Source organism: Pseudomonas sp. S2_E01 (genome assembly GCF_054668365.1).
Map to the genome: position 1 here is coordinate 5178567 of NZ_CP162762.1, position 20057 is coordinate 5198623.

13 protein-coding genes are annotated in these 20057 nt (G+C 60.9%); 4 read left to right on the top strand and 9 right to left on the bottom strand.

The window, feature by feature from the left end:
* Positions 1-13: 13 nt before the first annotated feature.
* From AB4O36_RS23895 to glnE, 9 genes are all read right to left on the bottom strand, one after another.
* Entirely contained in the window at positions 14-349 is a 336-nt protein-coding gene (locus tag AB4O36_RS23895; protein ID WP_460118694.1) for a YceK/YidQ family lipoprotein, read from the bottom strand.
* A 158-nt stretch (positions 350-507) separates the two neighbouring features.
* Positions 508-1959: a lipopolysaccharide kinase InaA family protein gene (locus AB4O36_RS23900; protein WP_460140415.1), complete on the bottom strand. Its 1452-nt coding sequence runs from the start codon at positions 1957-1959 to the stop codon at positions 508-510.
* Positions 1959-2711, bottom strand: coding sequence for a lipopolysaccharide kinase InaA family protein (locus AB4O36_RS23905; protein WP_460140416.1), 753 nt, complete (start codon positions 2709-2711; stop codon positions 1959-1961). The genes AB4O36_RS23900 and AB4O36_RS23905 overlap by 1 nt, the downstream gene beginning before the upstream one ends.
* Positions 2708-3442 carry a lipopolysaccharide kinase InaA family protein gene (locus AB4O36_RS23910; RefSeq protein WP_460140417.1) on the bottom strand — a complete coding sequence of 245 codons (735 nt, stop codon included), beginning with the start codon at positions 3440-3442 and terminating at the stop codon, positions 2708-2710. The genes AB4O36_RS23905 and AB4O36_RS23910 overlap by 4 nt, the downstream gene beginning before the upstream one ends.
* Entirely contained in the window at positions 3442-4248 is an 807-nt protein-coding gene (rfaP, locus tag AB4O36_RS23915) for a lipopolysaccharide core heptose(I) kinase RfaP (RefSeq protein WP_460140418.1), read from the bottom strand. The genes AB4O36_RS23910 and rfaP overlap by 1 nt, the downstream gene beginning before the upstream one ends.
* A complete protein-coding gene (locus tag AB4O36_RS23920) occupies positions 4248-5369 on the bottom strand; it encodes a glycosyltransferase family 4 protein (protein WP_460118704.1) in 1122 nt (373 codons plus the stop codon). The genes rfaP and AB4O36_RS23920 overlap by 1 nt, the downstream gene beginning before the upstream one ends.
* Positions 5369-6430, bottom strand: coding sequence for a lipopolysaccharide heptosyltransferase I (gene waaC / locus AB4O36_RS23925; RefSeq protein ID WP_460140419.1), 1062 nt, complete (start codon positions 6428-6430; stop codon positions 5369-5371). Before waaC ends, AB4O36_RS23920 begins: the two co-directional genes overlap by 1 nt.
* 1 nt (position 6431) lies before the next feature.
* Entirely contained in the window at positions 6432-7466 is a 1035-nt protein-coding gene (gene waaF / locus AB4O36_RS23930; protein ID WP_460118707.1) for a lipopolysaccharide heptosyltransferase II, read from the bottom strand.
* A gap of 78 nt (positions 7467-7544) precedes the next feature.
* Positions 7545-10484: a bifunctional [glutamate--ammonia ligase]-adenylyl-L-tyrosine phosphorylase/[glutamate--ammonia-ligase] adenylyltransferase gene (gene glnE / locus AB4O36_RS23935; protein ID WP_460140420.1), complete on the bottom strand. Its 2940-nt coding sequence runs from the start codon at positions 10482-10484 to the stop codon at positions 7545-7547.
* Positions 10485-10868: 384 nt separating this feature from the next.
* Here glnE and aceE point away from each other — a divergent pair, with 384 nt between their 5' ends.
* The 4 genes from aceE to AB4O36_RS23955 all read left to right on the top strand — a co-directional run bounded on the left by aceE (position 10869) and on the right by AB4O36_RS23955 (position 20009).
* Entirely contained in the window at positions 10869-13514 is a 2646-nt protein-coding gene (gene aceE / locus AB4O36_RS23940) for a pyruvate dehydrogenase (acetyl-transferring), homodimeric type (protein WP_460118711.1), read from the top strand.
* Between the two features lie 11 nt (positions 13515-13525).
* Positions 13526-15466 carry a dihydrolipoyllysine-residue acetyltransferase gene (gene aceF / locus AB4O36_RS23945; protein WP_460140421.1) on the top strand — a complete coding sequence of 647 codons (1941 nt, stop codon included), beginning with the start codon at positions 13526-13528 and terminating at the stop codon, positions 15464-15466.
* 263 nt (positions 15467-15729) lie between these two features.
* Positions 15730-17124 carry an alkaline phosphatase D family protein gene (locus AB4O36_RS23950; RefSeq protein ID WP_460142170.1) on the top strand — a complete coding sequence of 465 codons (1395 nt, stop codon included), beginning with the start codon at positions 15730-15732 and terminating at the stop codon, positions 17122-17124.
* A 191-nt stretch (positions 17125-17315) separates the two neighbouring features.
* Positions 17316-20009 carry a sensor domain-containing phosphodiesterase gene (locus AB4O36_RS23955; RefSeq protein ID WP_460140422.1) on the top strand — a complete coding sequence of 898 codons (2694 nt, stop codon included), beginning with the start codon at positions 17316-17318 and terminating at the stop codon, positions 20007-20009.
* Positions 20010-20057 lie beyond the last annotated feature (48 nt).

Consider the following 20057-nt stretch of genomic DNA (forward strand, 5'->3'; position numbering starts at 1 on the left):
ATACAGAGGCCCGTCATCGGGGTGTGGTTCGCCAGTAGATGCCGATGTTGCCATCGATCACCTGCCGATAAATGGTGTAGGGCAGAACGACCGTGTCACCTACTCCGGACAGCGCCAGATCCAGCAGCACAAACGAGGCGAGATAGCCGCCGGGTTCTGGCGGCGCATTCAAGACACAGAAATCATAGGACAGCCCGCTATAGATGCGCGGGATCGACGGGCAGTAGGTCTTGTGCTTCCTCAGGCCACGCGCTGCATCCTCCTCATTTTGCATAACCGTAAGTGCGGTCCCGCAGCCCGACAGCACCAGCGAGCAGATGCCAAGCGTGATAGCCATTTTGATAGTCAAATCTTGCCCTCCGAGAACATCCGGCAAGCTAGCATCGTGACCATGGGACGCCCAGTTCATGAAGGGCGACGGCGCCTGTAGGAGAGTTCACATCAACCTGCCTTCCGAGCTTCACAGCCCGGAAGGCAGCCAACGCGAGCAGGCTCGCCCTCGCGTTTTCAGCTGGCGCTGGGGATGTCCCTGGGCAGCCGCTGATCAATGACCTGATACAACGCACTCTGCTCAGGCCAGTTACGCATGAACCGCGCCCGATCCCGCGCATAGGCGGGGGCAAAGCTGCTGCGCGAAGTATGCTGACACATGGCATCGAGATCGATCAGTGCCCAGCGATCCTGCTGCCAGAACAGGTTGTGACCCTTGAAATCACCGTGGCTGATCCGCTCGCGAATCAGTTCGGCGAACAGGTGATCCAACGCCGCCAGTTCGGCTTCGGGCGCTTCGCCATTCTCGACGTAAGGCGCAAATCGCTCGATGATGTCCGGCCCCGGCAGGTGCTCGGTCACCAGGTAAGCCCGACTGCGCAACCATAAGAAGCGCTTTTCCAGGACTGCCAGGGGTTTTGGCGTGGCGATCCCCAGGAACGCCAGTCGATTGCCTTCGCGCCAGGAATGCCACGCGCGACTAGGCCGCCAGAAGCGCTTGAGCCAGTGGGCAAAACCCTTGATGTTGTACCGTTTGATGACCAGCGTCCGGCCGTCCGTCTCGACTTTTCCCACACTCGCCGCGCCGCCGGTCTTGTACAGATGGCCCTGATCGAGCAGCGCATCAGCCTGCTCGAGTACCGGCAGCATGGCCGCTTCCTCCTCGCGGCGAATCGCCCGCAAGCCGAATGCCCCACGCTGCACGCTGAACAAGGTGCACTCACGCCCAACCTTGATCAGGAAGTCCCTGAGACGCCAGCTACGCACCTTGTCGATCTGCTTCTGCAAGGCTTCCATCGGCAACGCATGTTCGCCATTGCTCAGGAGGTAGTACACCAGCAGCTCTTCAGTGAACGGCTCCAGCGACTTGGGCAGTTGCGCGAACAATACGCCGAGGTTTTCCAGGACCTTTTGCCGCGACAACGGCTGGCCAGGGCTTTCACTGCGAATGCCGGCGCCATCGATCAGATACAACCGTCCACCCTGGCGCAGAAGGTTGTCCAGGTGAAGGTCTTCCTGCCACAACCCCTTGCGGTGCATCTGCCCGATAGCACCCAGTGCCTCAGCCAGCACGGCGGTCTGCTCATCCGCCAGTGGCGTCAGGTGCTCGACCGCTTTCCAGGCGTCGCCCAGGCTGTCGGCGCCTTCGAGGAAATCGAACAGCAGCCAGCCGCCCTCGCCCTCTTTCAGGCCATCGACCAACAATTGCGGCGTGGCCAGCCCTTGAGCCGCCAGCAACTGCACGCCGTCGCGCTCGCGCTGAAAATGCCGGGCCGCCTTGCTGCCGACCAGCAATTTGGCCAACACCGGGCGGCCACGCCAGATCCCGGCGCCGACGTATCGCTGCCCGGGCAGTACCCTCAACAGGCTCAACAATTGCAAATCGGCTTGGCCAGCCGCGTCCGCCAGGGAAATACTCAGCGGCAGCGTCGGTTGGCGACCGGCCGTTCGGAGTTGCGACAAGCGCATCAGCCCGCCCTCTTGTAACTGCGCCGCGCGGTCAGGCGCGACAACCAACTGTCGATCAGCGAGCTGTCCTGCGATTGGTCCAGGTAGGCCGCCAACAACTCGCGCAAGTGCCCCACGCTCCATTCCCGAGCCCGGCGGGTCAACGGTTCCAGGTCCTTGACCCGGTCGCGATGGCCGAACAGCAATGGACGGGTTTTCTCCAGGTCGATCAATTGAGCGCTGTAACCATCGCCCGTGGCCTGGAGGAATATGTGCTTGGGATAGAAGCAGCCATGCAGCTGACGTGCGCCGTGCAATCGCCGGGCAAGCTGCCCGCAGGCCTTGAGGATGGCCGAGTGCTGCGCCGGGCTCAGGTCCTGCCAGCGTTGCAACAGTGAGTCCAGGTCATCCCAGCCGTCCAGCGCGCGGGTCAGCAGTACCGCTCGAACATCGCCATCCACCTTGCGCTCACCGAAGAACGCCGCCTTCAGTGCCGGGATACCGAGCTTTTCATAGCGGCTGATATTGCGAAATTCCCGGGCAAAACTCGGTTCGCCAAAAGGCGCATGCAGGGTGTGCATCTGATAGTTGCTTTGGCGCTTGAGGTAAAAACCATGCCCTTCAAGATCCAGCCTGAACACACTGCTCCAGCCACCGCGCACGGTATTGGGTTCATCCACGGCTTCCAGTTGCTTGGCCCACAGTGCTTCGAAGGTGCCGAGCCCATGGCGTTCCAGCAACGCACGGTCTTCATCGGCCAGGAAATCAGTCATTCGCGTCCCTCAAAAAATCTCACCACATGCCGGATGCGTTTTTTATCGGCCGCGTTAAGCCGCGCACGCTGACGATAGTGCAAGTAAAAGCGCAGGCGCTGGGTCGCCGAGAGATGGTACTTGGCAACCTTGTCGAGGCACGCCAGGTCCTTGGAAATCCGGTATTTGAGCCAGAAACCACGCCAGAAATCACCATTGGGGCAGTCGATCAGAAACAGTTGCCCCTGATCATCGACCAACAGATTGCGCCACTTAAGATCGTTATGAGTGAAGCGGTTGTCGTGCATGGTCCGGGTGTAGGCCGCCAATTGCCGACTGATATGGTCGACCCAGGCGCGATCCTTCAGTTTAGGATCGTTGCGCTCGGCCAAGGCATTGAGGTCTTCGGTATGCGGCAGCTCCAAGGTGATCATCGCCCCGCGATCATAGGCCGCACCACGCCGCTCAAGCCCCCAGGCAACCACTTCGGCCGTTGGGATGCCCCACTTCGCAAAACGCTTGAGGTTCTGCCACTCCATCTTCACCCGCGGCTTGCCGAGGTAACGACGCAAGCCCTTGCCAGCGCCTACGTAGCGCTTGACGTAATAGTTGATGCCATTGCGCTGGACCCGGACGACTTCGGACAACGGGTCGCGGGTCAACTGCTCCCCCTTGAGGGCGAAAACCGCCTCAAGGGTGCCGAAGTCCTCGGCCAGATCGCTGTAGGCAGGATCGAGTTTCCAGCCCGACATCAGAGTGCATCCCCGTATCGTTGCTTGCGCACGTAGAGTTTGTTGGCCTTGCCGTCGAGCCAGGAAAGCAATGCAGCTTCGTCAGCCAGAATCTGGCGCAGCGGCTGCTGGAAATAGCCTTTGAGGAACCGCAATTTGTCACGCCGGGTCAGCCCGATGTCCAGGGCCGAGAAATACAGCGCCGCCAGATCCTTGTTGCGCCAGCGTTGGGTAATTACCGGGCGGGTCTGGGCGCGGTGCAAATCGATCACAGAGAGTTTGAAATCCTCAGGCGTAACCGGTTTGTCGGTGTGCAGCAGGAAGTGGCAGATGTAGCAATCGCGGTGATTGACCCCGGCGCGGTGCATCATGCCGGTCATACGAGCGACCTCGGCAATCAGTGCGCGCTTGAGGCTTGGCTCTGGCGGCTGCTTGACCCAGTCGATGCTGAAGTCCTCAAGACTGATGGTCGGCGCCAGTTCCTCGGTGACAATGAACGAATGCTGGTCGGCCGGATTGCTGCCCTTCTCGCCGTAGGCGACAGCCGTCATGGTCGGCACCCCAACTTCCTGGAGGCGCTGAATGGCCTGCCACTCCTGGCCGGCACCGAGCACCGGCAGCTTGGCGGTCAGCAAATTCTTGAAAATCTCGCCCCAACCAATGCCGCGGTGAATCTTTACGAAAAACCCGTTGCCGTCCACTTCAGTACGCAATGTGCGCCGCGCTTCCAGCTCACGGTACACCTCGCCCTGAAGCCCTTCGACTTCGGCGAATGGATCGCGTCCGGCCCAAAGGCTTTTGAACGGTTCAGCCAGCATCAACTTCATTAAGCGTGCTCCGCCAGAATCACATCGGCCGCGTGCTGCGGCATGCTGTAGAGGTCGGCCGTCTGCGCGAAGGCCAGACCATTGCGGCGCCAGGCCGCCCGTGCAGGTGCGTCGCTCAACATCAGGGTCAGATACTGCGTCAGTTGCCCCTGATCGAAAGGCTCATCCAGTACAAGGCCTGCATCGGCCTCGGCAATGTAATGGGCGTAACCGCAGACCGCACTGACCAGCACCGGCAAACCGGCAACCAGTGCCTCGAGCAGGACGGTCCCGGTGTTTTCGTTGTAGGCCGGATGGATCAGCAGGTCAGCGCCGAGCAGGAAACGCGGGATATCACTGCGCCCCTTGAGGAATGTCACGTTATCGCCAAGCCCCAGCGTGGCACTCTGCATCTGGAACAATTTGGGGTCATCCTGGCCAATTACAAACAACCGGGTACGTTTCTTCAGATCAGCGGGCAACGCGGCCAGCGCCTTGAGGCTGCGGTCCACGCCCTTGGTCTTGAACCCGGAGCCGATCTGCACCATCAGCAGATCGTCGTCCTTCAGGCTGAATTCGCGGCGAAAATCGGCGCGGATTTCGGCGGCGTTCGGCGGCGCGCGACGGTCCTGGGAAATGCCCGGTGGCAGCAGATGAAAGCGCTCCAGCGGTGTGTCGTAGTGCTTGATGAACAGCGGCTGCTGGACCTCGGAAATCATCAGCACTTCGGTCTTGGCATCCTTGGCGAACACGGCGCGCTCGTATTCGGCGAAGTGCCGGTAGCGGCCCCAGCGTCGGTAGAGCGAGTTGCGCAGGTTCTGCGCCTTGTCCTCGAAACAGCCATCGGCGGCATAATAGACGTCCAGGCCGGGCATCTTGTTGAAGCCAATCAGGCGATCCACCGGGCGCTTGGCCAGGTCGGCCGCCATCCACTCACTGAGTTTTTCATTGCGCCGGTGATTGAAGAACGCCTTCACCGGCGCCACCAGCACTTCAAAACCCGGGGGTATATCGCCTTCCCAAATCAGCGTGTAGACGCGAATCTGGTGGCCACGTTGCTGGCATTCCAGGGCAATGCGCATGAAATCACGCTGCAAGCCGCCGAAGGGGAAATACTTGTACAGGACGAATGCCAATTGCATCAGCGCAGCTCCTCAGCCAGTAGCAACGTGCTCAGTCGGGTCGCGACACGCTCGGGATTCAGACGCGTGAAGCACAACGGCCACTCGCGCTTGAGGTCAAACCGACGGGCATCTTCGGCCGTCGGTTGGTAGGTGCATTTTTTTTGCAGGCACGGCGCACAGGGGAAATCGCTGGCGATGTGAATCTGTGCCTTGCCATAGGCGCCGGTCAGACCCGGATTGGTCGGACCGAACAGCGACAGCGTCGGCACGTCGAGCGCTGCGGCAAGGTGGCCCAGGCCGGTGTCCACCGCCACGCAGGCTTGCGCACCCGCCAGGACCTTGCCGACGCCCGCCAGATTCAGTCTGGGCAGCACTTCGACGTGGCGCATGTCCTTGGCGATGCGCTCTGCACGCGCCTTTTCCGCCGGGTTGCCCCACGCCAGCTTGACACCGACACCCAGGTAACCAACCCGCTCGGCGAGCTCGCGCCAGTAGGCTTCGGGCCAGTGCTTGGTATCCCAGGTCGTGCCATGCAGGAACAGCACGTACGGGTTCTTGCGCGGTAACTCCACCAGCCGTTCGACGTTCAGGCCGTAATCGCCCAGCCCCTTGGGCAGGTCGTAACCCAGCGCGATGGCGAACAATTGACGCACGCGCTCCACCGCGTGCTGACCGCGGGCAACCGCCAGGCGTCGATCATAGAATCGCGCAGCCATCGGTTCACGCGCCGAGTTTTTATCCAGTCCCGCCACCGGCGCCTTGATATAGCGAGTCAGCAACGCACTCTTGAGGAGGCCCTGCGCATCAATGACCAGGTCGTATCGGGTGGCGCGAACGCTTTGCTTGAAGCGTTTCCACTCGCCACTCTTGATGGTTTGCCAGAGATTCTTGCGCCAGCGGCGAATGGCCACGGGAATGACCTTGCCCACGGCAGGGTGCCAGGTCGGGATCTCGGCGAAACCTTCTTCCACCACCCAGTCGAACGTAATGCCGGGAATGGCCCGGGCCGCGTCGGTCAGTGCCGGCAACGCGTGAATCACGTCGCCCAGCGAAGAAGTCTTGATCAGCAGAACCCGCAAACTAGTGGACCTCGACCGCAGTGCCCTGCAACCGCTGCAAGGCTTCGCTCACCGCCTGCGGCATCAATTGGCGCAGGCAGTTGTAATGACCGAATCGGCACGTGCGATCAAAGCACGGGCTGCATTCGATGCCCAGGCGCACGATCTCCACGTGCTCGGCCAACGGCGGGGTAAAGCCCGGCGATGTCGAACCATAGACCGCCACCAAAGGACGATTCAGGGCTGCCGCGACGTGCATCAGTCCAGAGTCGTTGGACACCACAGAGTCGGCGCAGGACAGCAGGTCGATGGCCTCGGCCAGGGATGTACCGCCGCTCAGATTCACGGATTCTTCACGCAGGCCGGGAATCAACCGGGCGCGGATGTCTTCGCCGACCGCATGATCGTTTTTCGAGCCGAACAACCAGACTTGCCAGCCTTCGCGAATTTTTGCCTCGGCGACCTTCGCATAATGCTCGGATGGCCAACGCTTGGACTCACCAAACTCGGCGCCTGGGCACAGCGCGAGCACCGGACGATCGAGGGCCAGGCCGAATTTGGCCAGCGCCGCTTCACGGCTCACCGGGTCGATCTGCAGGGTCGGGCGCGGGTAGGGCTTGGGCAGTTCAGAACCGGGCTCGTAAGCCAGGGCCATGAAGCGCTCGATCATTAGCGGATAACGCTCTTTGTCCAGCGTGCGCACGTCGTTGAGCAGGCCATAGCGGAACTCGCCACGCCAACCGGTGCGTTTGGGAATACCGGCAAAAAACGGCACCAGCGCCGATTTCAGTGAGTTGGGCAACAGGATCGCCTGGTCGTACTGGCCGGCCAGGGATTTACCGATGCGCCGACGGGTCGCCAACTCCAACGCGCCGTGGCCGAGCGGAAAGCTCAAGGCCTGGCGAACTTCGGGCATGCGTTCGAGAATCGGCCGGCTCCACTCGGGCGCCAGGACATCGATCTCGCATTGCGGGTGACGCTGCTTGAGGCACTGAAACAGTGTCTGCGCCATCACCATGTCACCGACCCAACTGGGCCCAACGATCAGAATTTTCATGTGGCTTCCAAAAACGAACCGGGGAGGCATACGCCTCCCCGCCTCGAGAATTCTCCAAAACACGGTGTGGCAAGCCCTTCAGGTTAGCCCCATTTCACGCCAGATCCTCATCACCTGTCGCCGTTCGTCCACGAACTGGTCACCGGGTATCACTCCCGGGTCCTTCTGCAAGGCCTGCCGATGCGCGGCGGAACGGTAGGCCTTATAGACCTCGCGCAGAAGGCTGGCGTCTTCGGCAGGCATCAGCCCTTCGTGTTCCAGCTCTTCCAGAATGCGGATGTTGTCCGTCCAGCGCAGCAGCGGCGGGTGTGTTTCAGACCACGCCAGGGCGGCGTATTGCACCATAAATTCAATATCGACGATACCTCCGGCGTCCTGCTTGAGATCGAACGGTGCCGAGGCCTCGAAGGCATTCGCCGCGGTGCCGGCCCCGGTGCTCTTGCTGCCAAGGTTGTCACGCATCTTGGCGCGCATATCGCTGACCTCCTGGCGCAAGGTCGCCAGGTCCCGGGATTTACCCAAAATAGTCGCACGAACCTGCTCGAACGCCTGACCCACATCCGGACTGCCCACCAGCACCCGCGCTCGCACCAGCGCCTGGTGTTCCCAGGTCCAGGCTTCGTTTTCCTGATACCGGGCAAAGGCCCCCAGCGAACTTACCAGTAGCCCCGATGCCCCGGAGGGCCGCAGGCGCATGTCCACTTCATACAACTGACCGGAGTTGGTCTGGGCCGTGAGCAAGTGAATGATCCGTTGCCCCAGCCGGGTAAAGAATTGCGCACCGTCGATGGATTTGGGGCCGTCGGTTTCCGCCTGCGGGTCGCCGTCATGGATAAACACCAGGTCCAGGTCGGACCCATGCCCCAATTCCAGGCCGCCGACTTTCCCGTAACCAACAATAATGAAGCCCGGATCGCACAACGTCCCGTCGTTGCGCAACGGTGTGCCATATTTGGCCACTGTCTGGCGCCAGGCCAGTGCCAGCACCTGCTCGAGAATGGCCTCGGCAAGCCAGGTCAGGTAATCGCTGACTTTCATCAACGGCAGATGCCCGGCGATTTCAGACGCCGCGACACGCAAGCGGTGCGCCAGCTTGAAATGGCGCAGAGCCTCCATTTGTTGCTCCAGGTCGTCCTCGGGAATGCGTGTCAGGCGCTCGCGCAACTCCGCTGCCAACTCCGGAGCCAAGGGTGGCTTGAACAAGCGGCCTTCGTTGAGCAATTCGTCGAGCAGCAGCGGAAAACGAGTGATCTGCTCGGCAATCCACGGGCTCGCGGCGCACAAGGTCAGCAAACGCCTCAACGCGCCGGGGTTTTCGGTCAACAGCACCAGATACGCTGAACGCCTAGCCACGGCCTCCACCAACGGCAGCACACGCTCAAGCACCAGGTCAGGATTGCTATGCTCGACCGCCTGGGCCAGCAATCGCGGGATGAAGGCATCGAGGCGCTCACGCCCCAAACGCTGCATCGCCCGCAATTGCGGGCTGCTGCGCAGTCCGGCCAGGGCTTTCAGGGCTTTGCCGGCATCGGTGAAACCGCCGTCTTCCAGCTGACGGCAGGCCGCTTCTTCGTCCTGGACGTCCTCCCACAGCGGCAGCCACTCGCCACCGACCACCACTTCGCTTTCGGCGCCGGCTTCTTCGTCGGGGTCGGCGATCACCTGGCCGAAGTGCCAGGCCACACGACCGCGCCAGTACATTAATTGCTGATGAAAGGTGTCCCAACTATCGAAACCCAACATAAACGCAATGCGCGCTTGATCCTGTGCGGTGTCTGGCAGCATCTGGGTCTGGCGATCGGCAATCGCCTGGATTGCGTGCTCGGTGTAACGCAGGAACTCGTAACCTTCGCGCAGTTCGTTGACCACCGCTGGCGGCAGGTAACCCTGGCCTTCGAGCGTGCTCAGCACCTTTAATAGAGGGCGTTGTTGCAGGCTCAGGTCGCGACCGCCATGGATCAATTGAAACGCCTGGGCGATGAATTCCACTTCGCGAATGCCGCCCGAGCCGAGTTTGATGTTGTCGGCCATGCCCTTGCGCCGCACTTCCTGCTGAATCAGCTGCTTCATGGTGCGCAGCGCTTCGATGGCGGAGAAATCCAGATAACGCCGGTAAACGAACGGACGCAGCATTTCCTGCAACTGCGCACCGGCTGCCTGATCACCCGCCACCACGCGCGACTTGATCATTGCGTAGCGTTCCCAATCCCGCCCCTGATCCTGGTAATACTGCTCCAGCGCGTTGAAGCTGAGCACCAGCGCGCCCGACGAACCGTAAGGCCGTAGGCGCATGTCGACACGGAATACAAAGCCGTCAACGGTCATCGGGTCCAGCGCCTTGATCAGGCGCTGCCCCAGACGGATGAAGAACTCCTGATTATCCAGCGAGCGCTTCACCCCGACGGTTTCGCCGCCTTCCGGGTAGGCAAAGATCAGGTCGATGTCCGAGGACAGGTTCAATTCGACCGCGCCGAGTTTGCCCATGCCAAGGATCACCATCTGCTGCGGCTCGCCGCTGCGCCTGCCGGTAGGCACGCCGAACTGCTCGCAATGACGTTTGTACAACCACTGATAGGCCTGGTCGATGCTGGCATCGGCCATGTCCGAGAGGTCGCGGCAGGTCTGGACCAGGTCGGCCTGGCGAGTCAGGTCGCGCCAGATGATCCGCACCTGGTGGCGGGCACGCTGGCGACGCAAGGCGCGACCGAGTTCGTCCTCGGTCTGTGCCTCGTTCACCGCTGCCGCAATCTGCGCGCACAACTCGCCGGGAGTGTAGGCACGATCCAGTTCCCCGGACTGCACCAGGGTCAGCAACATCAAAGGGTCACGAACACTTTGTTCAATGACGAAATCGCTGGCGGCGCCCACGCGCGCCCATTGCGCCCAGCGCTCTGGAGTCCACCCCGAGAACCCATGGTCATCCTCAAGGGTCAGCACAGCCTCACGGAACGACTGCTCGGCACGGGTGACCAACGGCAGGAGAATGCCGGGAAGTTCGGCAAGCGCAGGCAGGCTCATGGTCTATCCTTGATCGGCGTGTGGAGGGCTGCTTGTAGTGATTTTTCAGTTCGCACTACCTGATCGACTGTCGAACAAAGGTTAAAAATAGCTGAAAATTCTTCATTTTTGGTAGTCAGCATCAAGCTTTCACCTTTTTTGGTTGGCAAAAGACCAACCTTAACGATTATTCTCACAACGCAGCTGGAGGCCACAAGCCGCTCACCTGTAGTTTTACTACTCGTATATACATTCGGATAGCTGAAATGCCCGATGATTTGTAGTAAAACTACACGCCGCCGGAACCTACCTCTCGGCAATCCAAGAATTCATAACGTCTGCCCACAAGGCCAGTCGCTCACTCAGGCAACCGATTCTGGTAGCCTTTCCGCCCTGGAGCAAGCCATGCAAGACCTCGATCCCGTCGAAACCCAGGAATGGCTGGACGCCCTGGAATCGGTTCTCGACAAAGAAGGCGAAGACCGTGCTCACTATCTGATGACCCGTATGGGCGAACTCGCAACCCGCAGCGGTTCGCAATTGCCTTACGCCATCACCACACCATACCGCAACACCATTCCCGTCACCCACGAAGCACGCATGCCTGGCGACCTGTTCATGGAACGCCGCATTCGCTCGCTGGTACGCTGGAACGCGATGGCCATGGTGATGCGTACGAACCTGAAGGATTCTGACCTGGGCGGTCACATCTCCAGCTTCGCCTCCAGCGCTACCCTGTACGACATCGGCTTCAACTATTTCTTCCAGGCCCCGACTGACGAGCACGGCGGCGACCTGATCTACTTCCAGGGCCACACCTCGCCAGGCGTTTACGCCCGTGCATTCATGGAAGGCCGCATCAGCGAAGAGCAGATGAACAACTTCCGCCAGGAAGTGGACGGTCAGGGCCTGTCGTCCTACCCACACCCTTGGCTGATGCCTGATTTCTGGCAGTTCCCAACCGTATCCATGGGTCTGGGCCCGATCCAGGCGATCTACCAGGCGCGCTTCATGAAGTACCTGGAAGCCCGTGGCTTCATTCCTGAAGGCAAGCAGAAAGTCTGGTGCTTCCTGGGCGATGGCGAGTGCGACGAGCCGGAATCCCTGGGCGCAATCTCGCTGGCTGGCCGCGAGAAGCTCGACAACCTGATCTTCGTCATTAACTGCAACCTGCAGCGCCTCGACGGCCCGGTTCGCGGCAACGGCAAGATCATCCAGGAACTCGAAGGCGTGTTCCGTGGTGCTCAGTGGAACGTTTCCAAAGTCATCTGGGGCCGTTTCTGGGACCCACTGCTGGCCAAGGACGTCGACGGCATCCTGCAACGCCGCATGGACGAAGTCATCGACGGCGAATACCAGAACTACAAAGCCAAGGACGGCGCGTTCGTGCGTGAGCACTTCTTCAACTCGCCAGAACTCAAGGCGATGGTTGCAGACCTGTCCGACGACGAGATCTGGAAACTCAACCGTGGCGGCCACGACCCGTACAAGGTCTATGCGGCGTACCACCAGGCGGTCAACCACAAGGACCAGCCTACCGTCATCCTGGCCAAGACCATCAAGGGTTATGGCACCGGTGCCGGCGAAGCGAAAAACACCGCGCACAACACCAAGAAGGTCGACGTCGACAGCCTGAAGTTGTTCCGCGACCGCTTCGACATTCCGGTCAAGGACGAAGAGCTGGAAAACCTGCCGTTCTTCAAGCCGGAGCCGAACAGCGCCGAAGCCCGCTATCTGAGCGAGCGCCGCGCCGCATTGGGCGGTTTCGTGCCACAGCGTCGTGCGCAGAGCTTCAGCGTGCCGACCCCATCGCTCGACACCCTCAAGGCCATCCTCGACGGCTCGGGCGACCGCGAAATTTCCACCACCATGGCCTTCGTGCGCATCCTCGCGCAACTGGTCAAGGACAAGGAAATCGGCCCGCGCATCGTCCCGATCATCCCGGACGAAGCCCGTACCTTTGGTATGGAAGGCATGTTCCGTCAGTTAGGCATCTACTCGTCCGTCGGCCAGCTCTACGAGCCAGTCGATAAAGACCAGGTGATGTTCTACAAGGAAGACAAGAAGGGCCAGATCCTCGAAGAAGGCATCAACGAAGCGGGCGCCATGAGCTCCTTCATCGCGGCCGGTACGTCGTACTCCAGCCACAACCAGCCAATGCTGCCGTTCTACATCTTCTACTCGATGTTCGGCTTCCAGCGTATCGGCGACCTGGCCTGGGCCGCTGGCGACAGCCGCACCCGTGGCTTCCTGATCGGCGGCACCGCCGGCCGTACCACCCTCAACGGTGAAGGCCTGCAGCACGAAGACGGTCATAGCCACCTGCTGGCTTCCACCATTCCGAACTGCCGCACCTACGATCCAACCTACGGCTACGAGCTGGCGGTGATCATCCAGGACGGCATGAAGAAAATGACCGAAGAGCAACAGGACGTTTTCTACTACATCACCGTGATGAACGAGTCCTACCAGCAGCCCGCCATGCCGGCCGGTGCCGAGGAAGGCATCAAGAAAGGCATGTACCTGCTCGAGGAAGACACCCGCGAAGCGGCGCACCACGTTCAGCTGATGGGCTCCGGTACCATCCTGCGGGAAGTCCGTGAAGCGGCGAAGATCCTGCGTGAAGAATTCAACGTCGGTGCCGACGTGTGGAGCGTCACCAGCTTCAACGAACTGCGTCGTGATGGCCTGGCCGTCGAGCGCACCAACCGCCTGCACCCGGGCCAGAAGCCTAAGCGCAGCTACGTTGAAGAGTGCCTGACTGGCCGTAAAGGCCCGGTCATCGCTTCGACCGACTACATGAAACTGTTCGCCGAGCAGATCCGTCAGTGGGTACCGTCCAAGGAATTCAAAGTCCTGGGCACCGACGGTTTCGGCCGCAGCGACAGCCGCAAGAAACTGCGTCATTTCTTCGAAGTCGACCGTCATTTCGTGGTGTTGGCAGCCCTTGAAGCACTGGCTGACCGTGGCGATATCGAACCCAAGGTGGTGTCTGAAGCCATCGCCAAGTTCGGGATCGACCCGGAAAAACGCAACCCACTGGACTGCTGAGGAGAGATTCCGTGAGCGAACTCATTCGCGTACCTGACATCGGCAGCGGTGAAGGTGAAGTAATTGAACTGTTTGTGAAGGTCGGCGACCGTATCGAAGCCGACCAGAGCATCCTGACACTGGAATCGGACAAGGCGAGCATGGAAGTGCCTGCGCCGAAGGCCGGTATCGTCAAGAGCCTGAAAGTGAAGCTGGGCGATCGCCTGAAAGAAGGCGACGAACTGCTCGAGCTGGAAGTCGAAGGTGCCGCTGCTGCGGCCCCTGCGCCTGCCGCTGCTCCTGCGGAAAAAGCAGCGCCTGCTGCCGCCCCTGCCCCTGCTGCCGCGCCAGTTGCTGCCCCGGCTGCCGCTTCGGTTCAGCAAGTGCACGTGCCGGACATCGGTTCGGCAGGCAAGGCTCAGATCATCGAAATCCAGGTCAAGGTCGGCGACACCGTCGAAGCTGACCAGTCGTTGATCACCCTGGAATCCGACAAGGCCAGCATGGAAATCCCATCGCCTGCCGCTGGCGTGATCAAGGCCATCAACGTCAAGCTCAATGACGAAGTTGGCACTGGCGACCTGATTCTGGACCTGGAAGTGGCGGGTGCTGCCGCGCCAGCCCAGGCCGCTGCTCCGGCCGCTGCTGCGCCAGCCCCTGCTGCTGCGGCACCAGCCGCACCCGCTGCCGACAGCGTCCAGGATATTCACGTTCCGGACATCGGTTCGGCGGGCAAGGCCAAGATCATCGAAGTGCTGGTCAAGGCCGGCGACAGCGTCGAAGCTGACCAATCGCTGATCACCCTGGAATCCGACAAGGCCAGCATGGAAATTCCATCGCCTGCCGCTGGCGTGGTGGAAAGCGTTTCGGTCAAGCTCGATGACGAAGTCGGCACCGGCGACCTGATCCTCAAACTCAAGGTCAAAGGCGCCGCGCCTGCGGCTGCACCGGCTCCGGCCGCTGCGGCTCCGAGCGCGCCTGCACCTGCCGCTGCTGCGCCTGCTGCCTCCGCTCCTGCGGCTGCCGCACCGGCCGCCGCTCCAGCCAAGCCAGGCGCCAAGGTTCACGCCGGCCCAGCCGTGCGTCAACTGGCTCGCGAGTTCGGTGTAGAGCTGAGCGCTGTTGGCGCCAGCGGCCCGCACGGTCGCATCCTCAAGGAAGACGTGCAGGCTTACGTCAAGACGATGATGCAGAAGGCCAAGGAAGCACCGGCTGCTGCCGGCGCTACCGGAGGTGCGGGCATTCCGCCGATTCCGGCCGTGGACTTCAGCCGCTTCGGCGAAACCGAAGAAGTGCCGATGACCCGCCTGATGCAGATCGGCGCGTCGAGCCTGCATCGCAGCTGGCTGAACATCCCGCACGTGACTCAGTTCGATTCGGCTGATATCACCGAACTGGAAGCCTTCCGCGTCGCACAGAAAGCAGTTGCCGAGAAGGCTGGCGTCAAGCTGACCATCCTGCCGCTGCTGCTCAAGTCCTGCGCGCACCTGCTCAAGGAATTGCCGGACTTCAACAGTTCGCTGGCTCCAAGCGGCAAGGCTGTGATCCGCAAGAAGTACGTGAACATCGGCTTCGCCGTCGACACCCCTGAAGGCCTGCTGGTACCGGTCATCAAGAACGTCGACCAGAAGAGCCTGCTGCAACTGGCAGCCGAAGCCGCTGCGCTGGCCGCCAAGGCTCGCGACAAGAAGCTCACCGCTGACGACATGCAAGGCGCCTGCTTCACCATTTCCAGCCTCGGCCACATTGGCGGCACCGGCTTCACGCCGATCGTCAACGCGCCGGAAGTGGCGATCCTCGGTGTTTCCAAGGCCACCATCCAGCCAGTCTGGGACGGTAAGGCCTTCCAGCCGAAGCTGATGCTGCCGCTGTCGCTGTCCTACGATCACCGCGTGATCAACGGCGCCGCTGCGGCTCGCTTCACCAAGCGCCTGAGCGACCTGCTGGCGGACATCCGTACTATCCTGCTGTAACACCGGCCGGCCCTCCTTCACCGGAGGGCCTGTCGCGTCGCTGCTTTTTCGAGCGCCACGCTCGTACCTCAACCCCGTCAATTTGGCGGGGCTTTTTTTTGCCCTGATTTTATTGGCAGATGCCCTCCTCCCTTGTCCGACAGATCGGGCTTACAAATCCCACACCCTCCGTCCACTTCACCCCGATTTTTTTTGCGAGGCAATCTCTAGGCTGGGCCAACACACTTTTGGCTCAACGAGTACTGCGTCGAATGAATTCCTACCTGCACAAACCTACCGTCGGCCCGATCATTGGACACACTACGTCGTCTCACACCCGGATATTCCTACGGGGCAAATCGCAAAAAGGTGCCCTGGTATTCGCCGGCCTGCGCTATCGACACAGGGGCGAGGCTCATTGGTCCCGCGGGGTTTTCAGCCAACTGACAGAGCAGCGCGACATGTGCGAGGTCATTGCCCTGAACCAGCTCGCCGCCGATACCGAATACGAGTACCAGGCGGGCTGGTTCAGCCCGATGAGCGCTCTGCATACCGTGGAGTCAATCCAGGAGCTGGCGCTGCAATGGCCTCGGGACATCTATCGTTTCCGCACGCCGTCAGACAGCGCGACGGCGCCGAGGGGATACATCGTCGGCTCGTGTCGATACCTGCGCATGACCGCTGGAATGGCTGCGCTGCCACATCTGGGCGACCGCATCTTTGCCTCGATCAACCACTTGGCGCAGCATCGCGCGGCGCCGATCAACGCGATGGTAATGACCGGCGACCAGGTCTACATCGACGACTTGAATCTCATTGCGCCTGACCGCGATTACGGGGAAATCCTGGAGAAGTACCGCACGGCCTTTTCCCAACCGCACATAGCGAGACTGATGTCCGGAATCCCGACGTACATGATCCTCGACGACCACGAAATCGAGGACAACTGGCCGGCCAACAAAAACCGGGGCGACGATCATTTATACGACAATGCCATCGCCGCGTACGAGCTGTACCAGGCCAGCCACAGCCCCGCCCATGAGCTGCACGACGATGGGACAATCAATCGTCACCTCAGCCGTTATTGGTACCAGTTTACCCATGGCGATATCGAATGGTTTGTCACCGATAGCCGCACACGGCGCAATCTGTCGGCCGACAATCGGCGCATTCTCGACGAAGAGCAGGAGCAGGCCTTGTGCACCTGGCTGGTTCACAGCCCGGCACGCGTCAAGTTCGTGGTCACCAGCGTGGTGTTGTACCCCGACCGCAGACGGTTCGCCACGGATGCCTGGCAAGCCTTTCCGGAGCAACGATTACGATTGCTGGAAACGATTCGTACACACCGGATCAAAAATGTCTTCTTCGTTTGCGGCGATGTCCACGGCTCCCTGACCAGCCGGCTGACCCACAGCGAAGACCCGGACTTCGAAGTGCACACCATCGTCTCCTCACCGCTGTGCAACAGCATGCTGTTGCCCTATGCCCGAACTTGTACCTTCGTATTCGACGAACCGCTGGCCAGGACCGACGCAGGCGAGTACCGGCATCAACTGACCAGCCCAGTGATCAGCCAGGACAACTTTGCCCATCTGCGGGTGGAGTCCCGGCACCTTCAGGTGACTTATCACAACCGGTGTGGCGGGCCTCTGCAAACGCTGAAAATCAGGTTGCGTTAACCTCGCAGGGGCTGAATCCGGTAGTTTTCGCCACGAACTGAAGAATTCTTCCTGCCTGCCGACATATTCTTATAGCACTTGGCCTTCATGTCTCTTGTCAGTCGGTGTCGCAATGATGCAACCTTGCTGCAGGCAACAGTAAAGAGGGCGAGAGCCCGGCGCGTTCAGCACAATCGAAGCGAGTTCCTTCCATGAAAAGCCAACCCGATGCCGCCAGCCGTATGGTGGCCGAGGTAGTGACGCAACTGCCGGTGCCTTCGCGCCTCGGCATGCTGCGTTTCGAACGGCTGAACGAACCGAGCTGGGCCCTGTTGTTTCTCGATCCCAATTGCGAGCGACAGTTCGGCCTCCCGGCGGTGGAGCTGTGCGCGCTCGTCGGCTCGCCCTACGCCAGCTTGATGGAGCCCGAAGCACGCTATCATCTGCATGACACCATCCAGCAGCAACTGACCAGTAACGCCCACTACCTGGTCCGGTACACCCTGCACACCGCTGCGGGCACCCTGAGCCTGCTGGAGCTGGGCGAAGCCTACAAACAACACAACAGACATTTGCTGCGTGGCTACCTGATGGTGGTCGACGGCATTTTCGAAGGTGAACCACTGCTGCCGGCACTGGATCTCGAAACCCGCAACACCCGGCTGCAAATCGCCCTGGAACTCAATCAACGCGCCCAGCAGGAACAACTCCTGCATCTGGACCGGGTACGCGCCCAACAAGACCTGATCCTGCTGCTGACGCGCCAGCGCTATAGCACTGGCAACTCCGTGCAAGAAGCGGCCGAGCTGATCACCCGCAGCGCCTGTGACATTTACCAGATCGATTGCGCCAGCCTGTGGAACCTGGAAGGCTCGCTGCTGGTACCGATTTCGGCGTATCACCGCTGCACCCAGACTTATGAGTTGCCTGACGCCATCGACATCAGTGGCTTCCCCGATTACATGGATGCGCTGCACGGCAGCCGGGCGATCGATGCGCATAACGCCATCCGCGACCCACGCACCCGGGAAATGGCCGAGGCCCTGCGCGCTCGTAACGTCAACGCGATGCTCGACGCCAGCATCCGCATCGACGGCCAGGTGGTCGGCGTGCTCTGCCTGGAGCAATCAGGTGAAACCCGCGACTGGCAGTCCGACGAGATTGCGTTTGCCGGCGAACTGGCTGATCAGTTCGCCCAAGTGATCAACAACCACAATCGGCGCACCGCCACCAGCGCACTGCACTTGTTCCAGCGCGCGGTCGAACAGAGTGCCAACGCCTTTCTGCTGGTCAACTGCGATGGCGTGGTGGAGTACGTCAACCCCAGCTTCACCGCCATCACCCAGTACAGCACCGAAGAAGTCCACGGCCAGCGGCTGTCGGAGCTGCCGGCCCTGGAAAACCTCAGTGAACTGTTGTTCGATGCGCCGTCTTCACTGGCCAAGAGCAACAGCTGGCAGGGTGAATTCAAAAGTCGCCGGAAAAACCTCGAACCCTACTGGGGCCAGTTGTCGATCTCCAAGGTGTACGGCGACAACCGCGAACTGACGCATTACATCGGCATCTACGAAGACATCACCCAGACCAAGCTCGCCCAGCAGCGCATCGAACGCCTGGCCTACACCGACAACCTGACCAACCTGGGCAATCGGCCGGCCTTCATCCGAAACCTCGATGAACGCTTCGCCCGAGACAGCGATACCCCGATCAGCCTGCTGCTGGTGGACATCGACAACTTCAAGCGAATCAATGACAGCCTGGGCCACCAGACGGGTGACAAGCTGCTGATCAGCCTGGCCCGTCGCCTGCGCAACAGCCTGTCGCCGGGCGGCAGTCTGGCGCGTTTCGCCAGTAACGAATTCGCCGTACTGCTGGACAACACCGACCTCACATCGGGCCAGCAGGTTGCCAATCAACTGTTGGCGACGCTCGACAAACCCATGTTCGTCGACAACCAATTGATCAGCGTCACCGGCTCCGTCGGCCTGGCCTGCGCACCGCTGCACGGACGTGACCCACAGACCCTGATGCGTAACGCCGGCCTCGCGCTGCACAAGGCCAAGGCCAACGGCAAACATCAGGTGCAGGTCTTCACCGAAGCGTTGAATGCCGAGGCCAGCTACAAACTGTTCGTCGAGAACAACCTGCGGCGCGCCCTGACCCAGAACGAGCTGGATGTGTTCTACCAGCCCAAGCTGTGCCTGCGCAGCGGTCGGCTGCTGGGCATGGAAGCGCTGCTGCGCTGGAACCATCCGGAAAAAGGCATGATCCGTCCGGACCAGTTCATCAGCGTCGCCGAAGAAACGGGCCTGATTATCCCGATCGGGAAGTGGATCGCCCGCCAGGCCTGCCGCATGAGCAAAGAGTTGACCGCTGCCGGCCTGGGCAATCTGCAGGTGGCGATCAACCTGTCACCCAAGCAGTTCTCCGACCCGGACCTGGTGTCCTCGATCGCCAACATCCTCAAGGAAGAAGCGCTGCCGGCATGCCTGCTGGAGCTGGAACTGACCGAAGGCCTGCTGCTGGAAGCCACCGAAGACACCCACTTGCAGCTCGACCAGCTCAAGCGCCTGGGGCTGACCCTGGCCATGGATGACTTCGGCACCGGATACTCCTCGCTCAGTTACCTGAAAAAATTCCCCATCGACATCATCAAGATCGATCGAAGCTTCATTCACGAAATCCCGGACAACCAGGACGACATGGAAATCACCTCCGCGGTGATTGCCATGGCCCACAACCTTAAACTCAAGGTCGTGGCCGAAGGCATCGAAACAGCCGAGCAACTGACGTTCCTGCGCCGTCACCGTTGTGACGTTGGCCAGGGCTACCTGTTCGACCGACCGATTCCGGGCGCCGAGCTGATCGACAAGCTCAAACGCTATCCGCGTGGCCCAATCGCCTGACAGCGACGCGACTCTCGGGCACACTGGCGGTCTGATTCCTTACATTTC

What these genes read in the sequence shown, in the direction of transcription:
- waaF (WP_460118707.1), bottom strand. Translation starts at nt 7,466, where the DNA reads ATGAAAATTCTGATCGTTGGGCCCAGTTGGGTCGGTGACATGGTGATG.
- rfaP (WP_460140418.1), bottom strand. Translation starts at nt 4,248, where the DNA reads ATGAAGTTGATGCTGGCTGAACCGTTCAAAAGCCTTTGGGCCGGACGC.
- AB4O36_RS23920 (WP_460118704.1), bottom strand. Translation starts at nt 5,369, where the DNA reads ATGCAATTGGCATTCGTCCTGTACAAGTATTTCCCCTTCGGCGGCTTG.
- AB4O36_RS23955 (WP_460140422.1), top strand. Translation starts at nt 17,316, where the DNA reads ATGAAAAGCCAACCCGATGCCGCCAGCCGTATGGTGGCCGAGGTAGTG.
- aceE (WP_460118711.1), top strand. Translation starts at nt 10,869, where the DNA reads ATGCAAGACCTCGATCCCGTCGAAACCCAGGAATGGCTGGACGCCCTG.
- glnE (WP_460140420.1), bottom strand. Translation starts at nt 10,484, where the DNA reads ATGAGCCTGCCTGCGCTTGCCGAACTTCCCGGCATTCTCCTGCCGTTG.
- AB4O36_RS23910 (WP_460140417.1), bottom strand. Translation starts at nt 3,442, where the DNA reads ATGTCGGGCTGGAAACTCGATCCTGCCTACAGCGATCTGGCCGAGGAC.
- AB4O36_RS23905 (WP_460140416.1), bottom strand. Translation starts at nt 2,711, where the DNA reads ATGACTGATTTCCTGGCCGATGAAGACCGTGCGTTGCTGGAACGCCAT.
- AB4O36_RS23900 (WP_460140415.1), bottom strand. Translation starts at nt 1,959, where the DNA reads ATGCGCTTGTCGCAACTCCGAACGGCCGGTCGCCAACCGACGCTGCCG.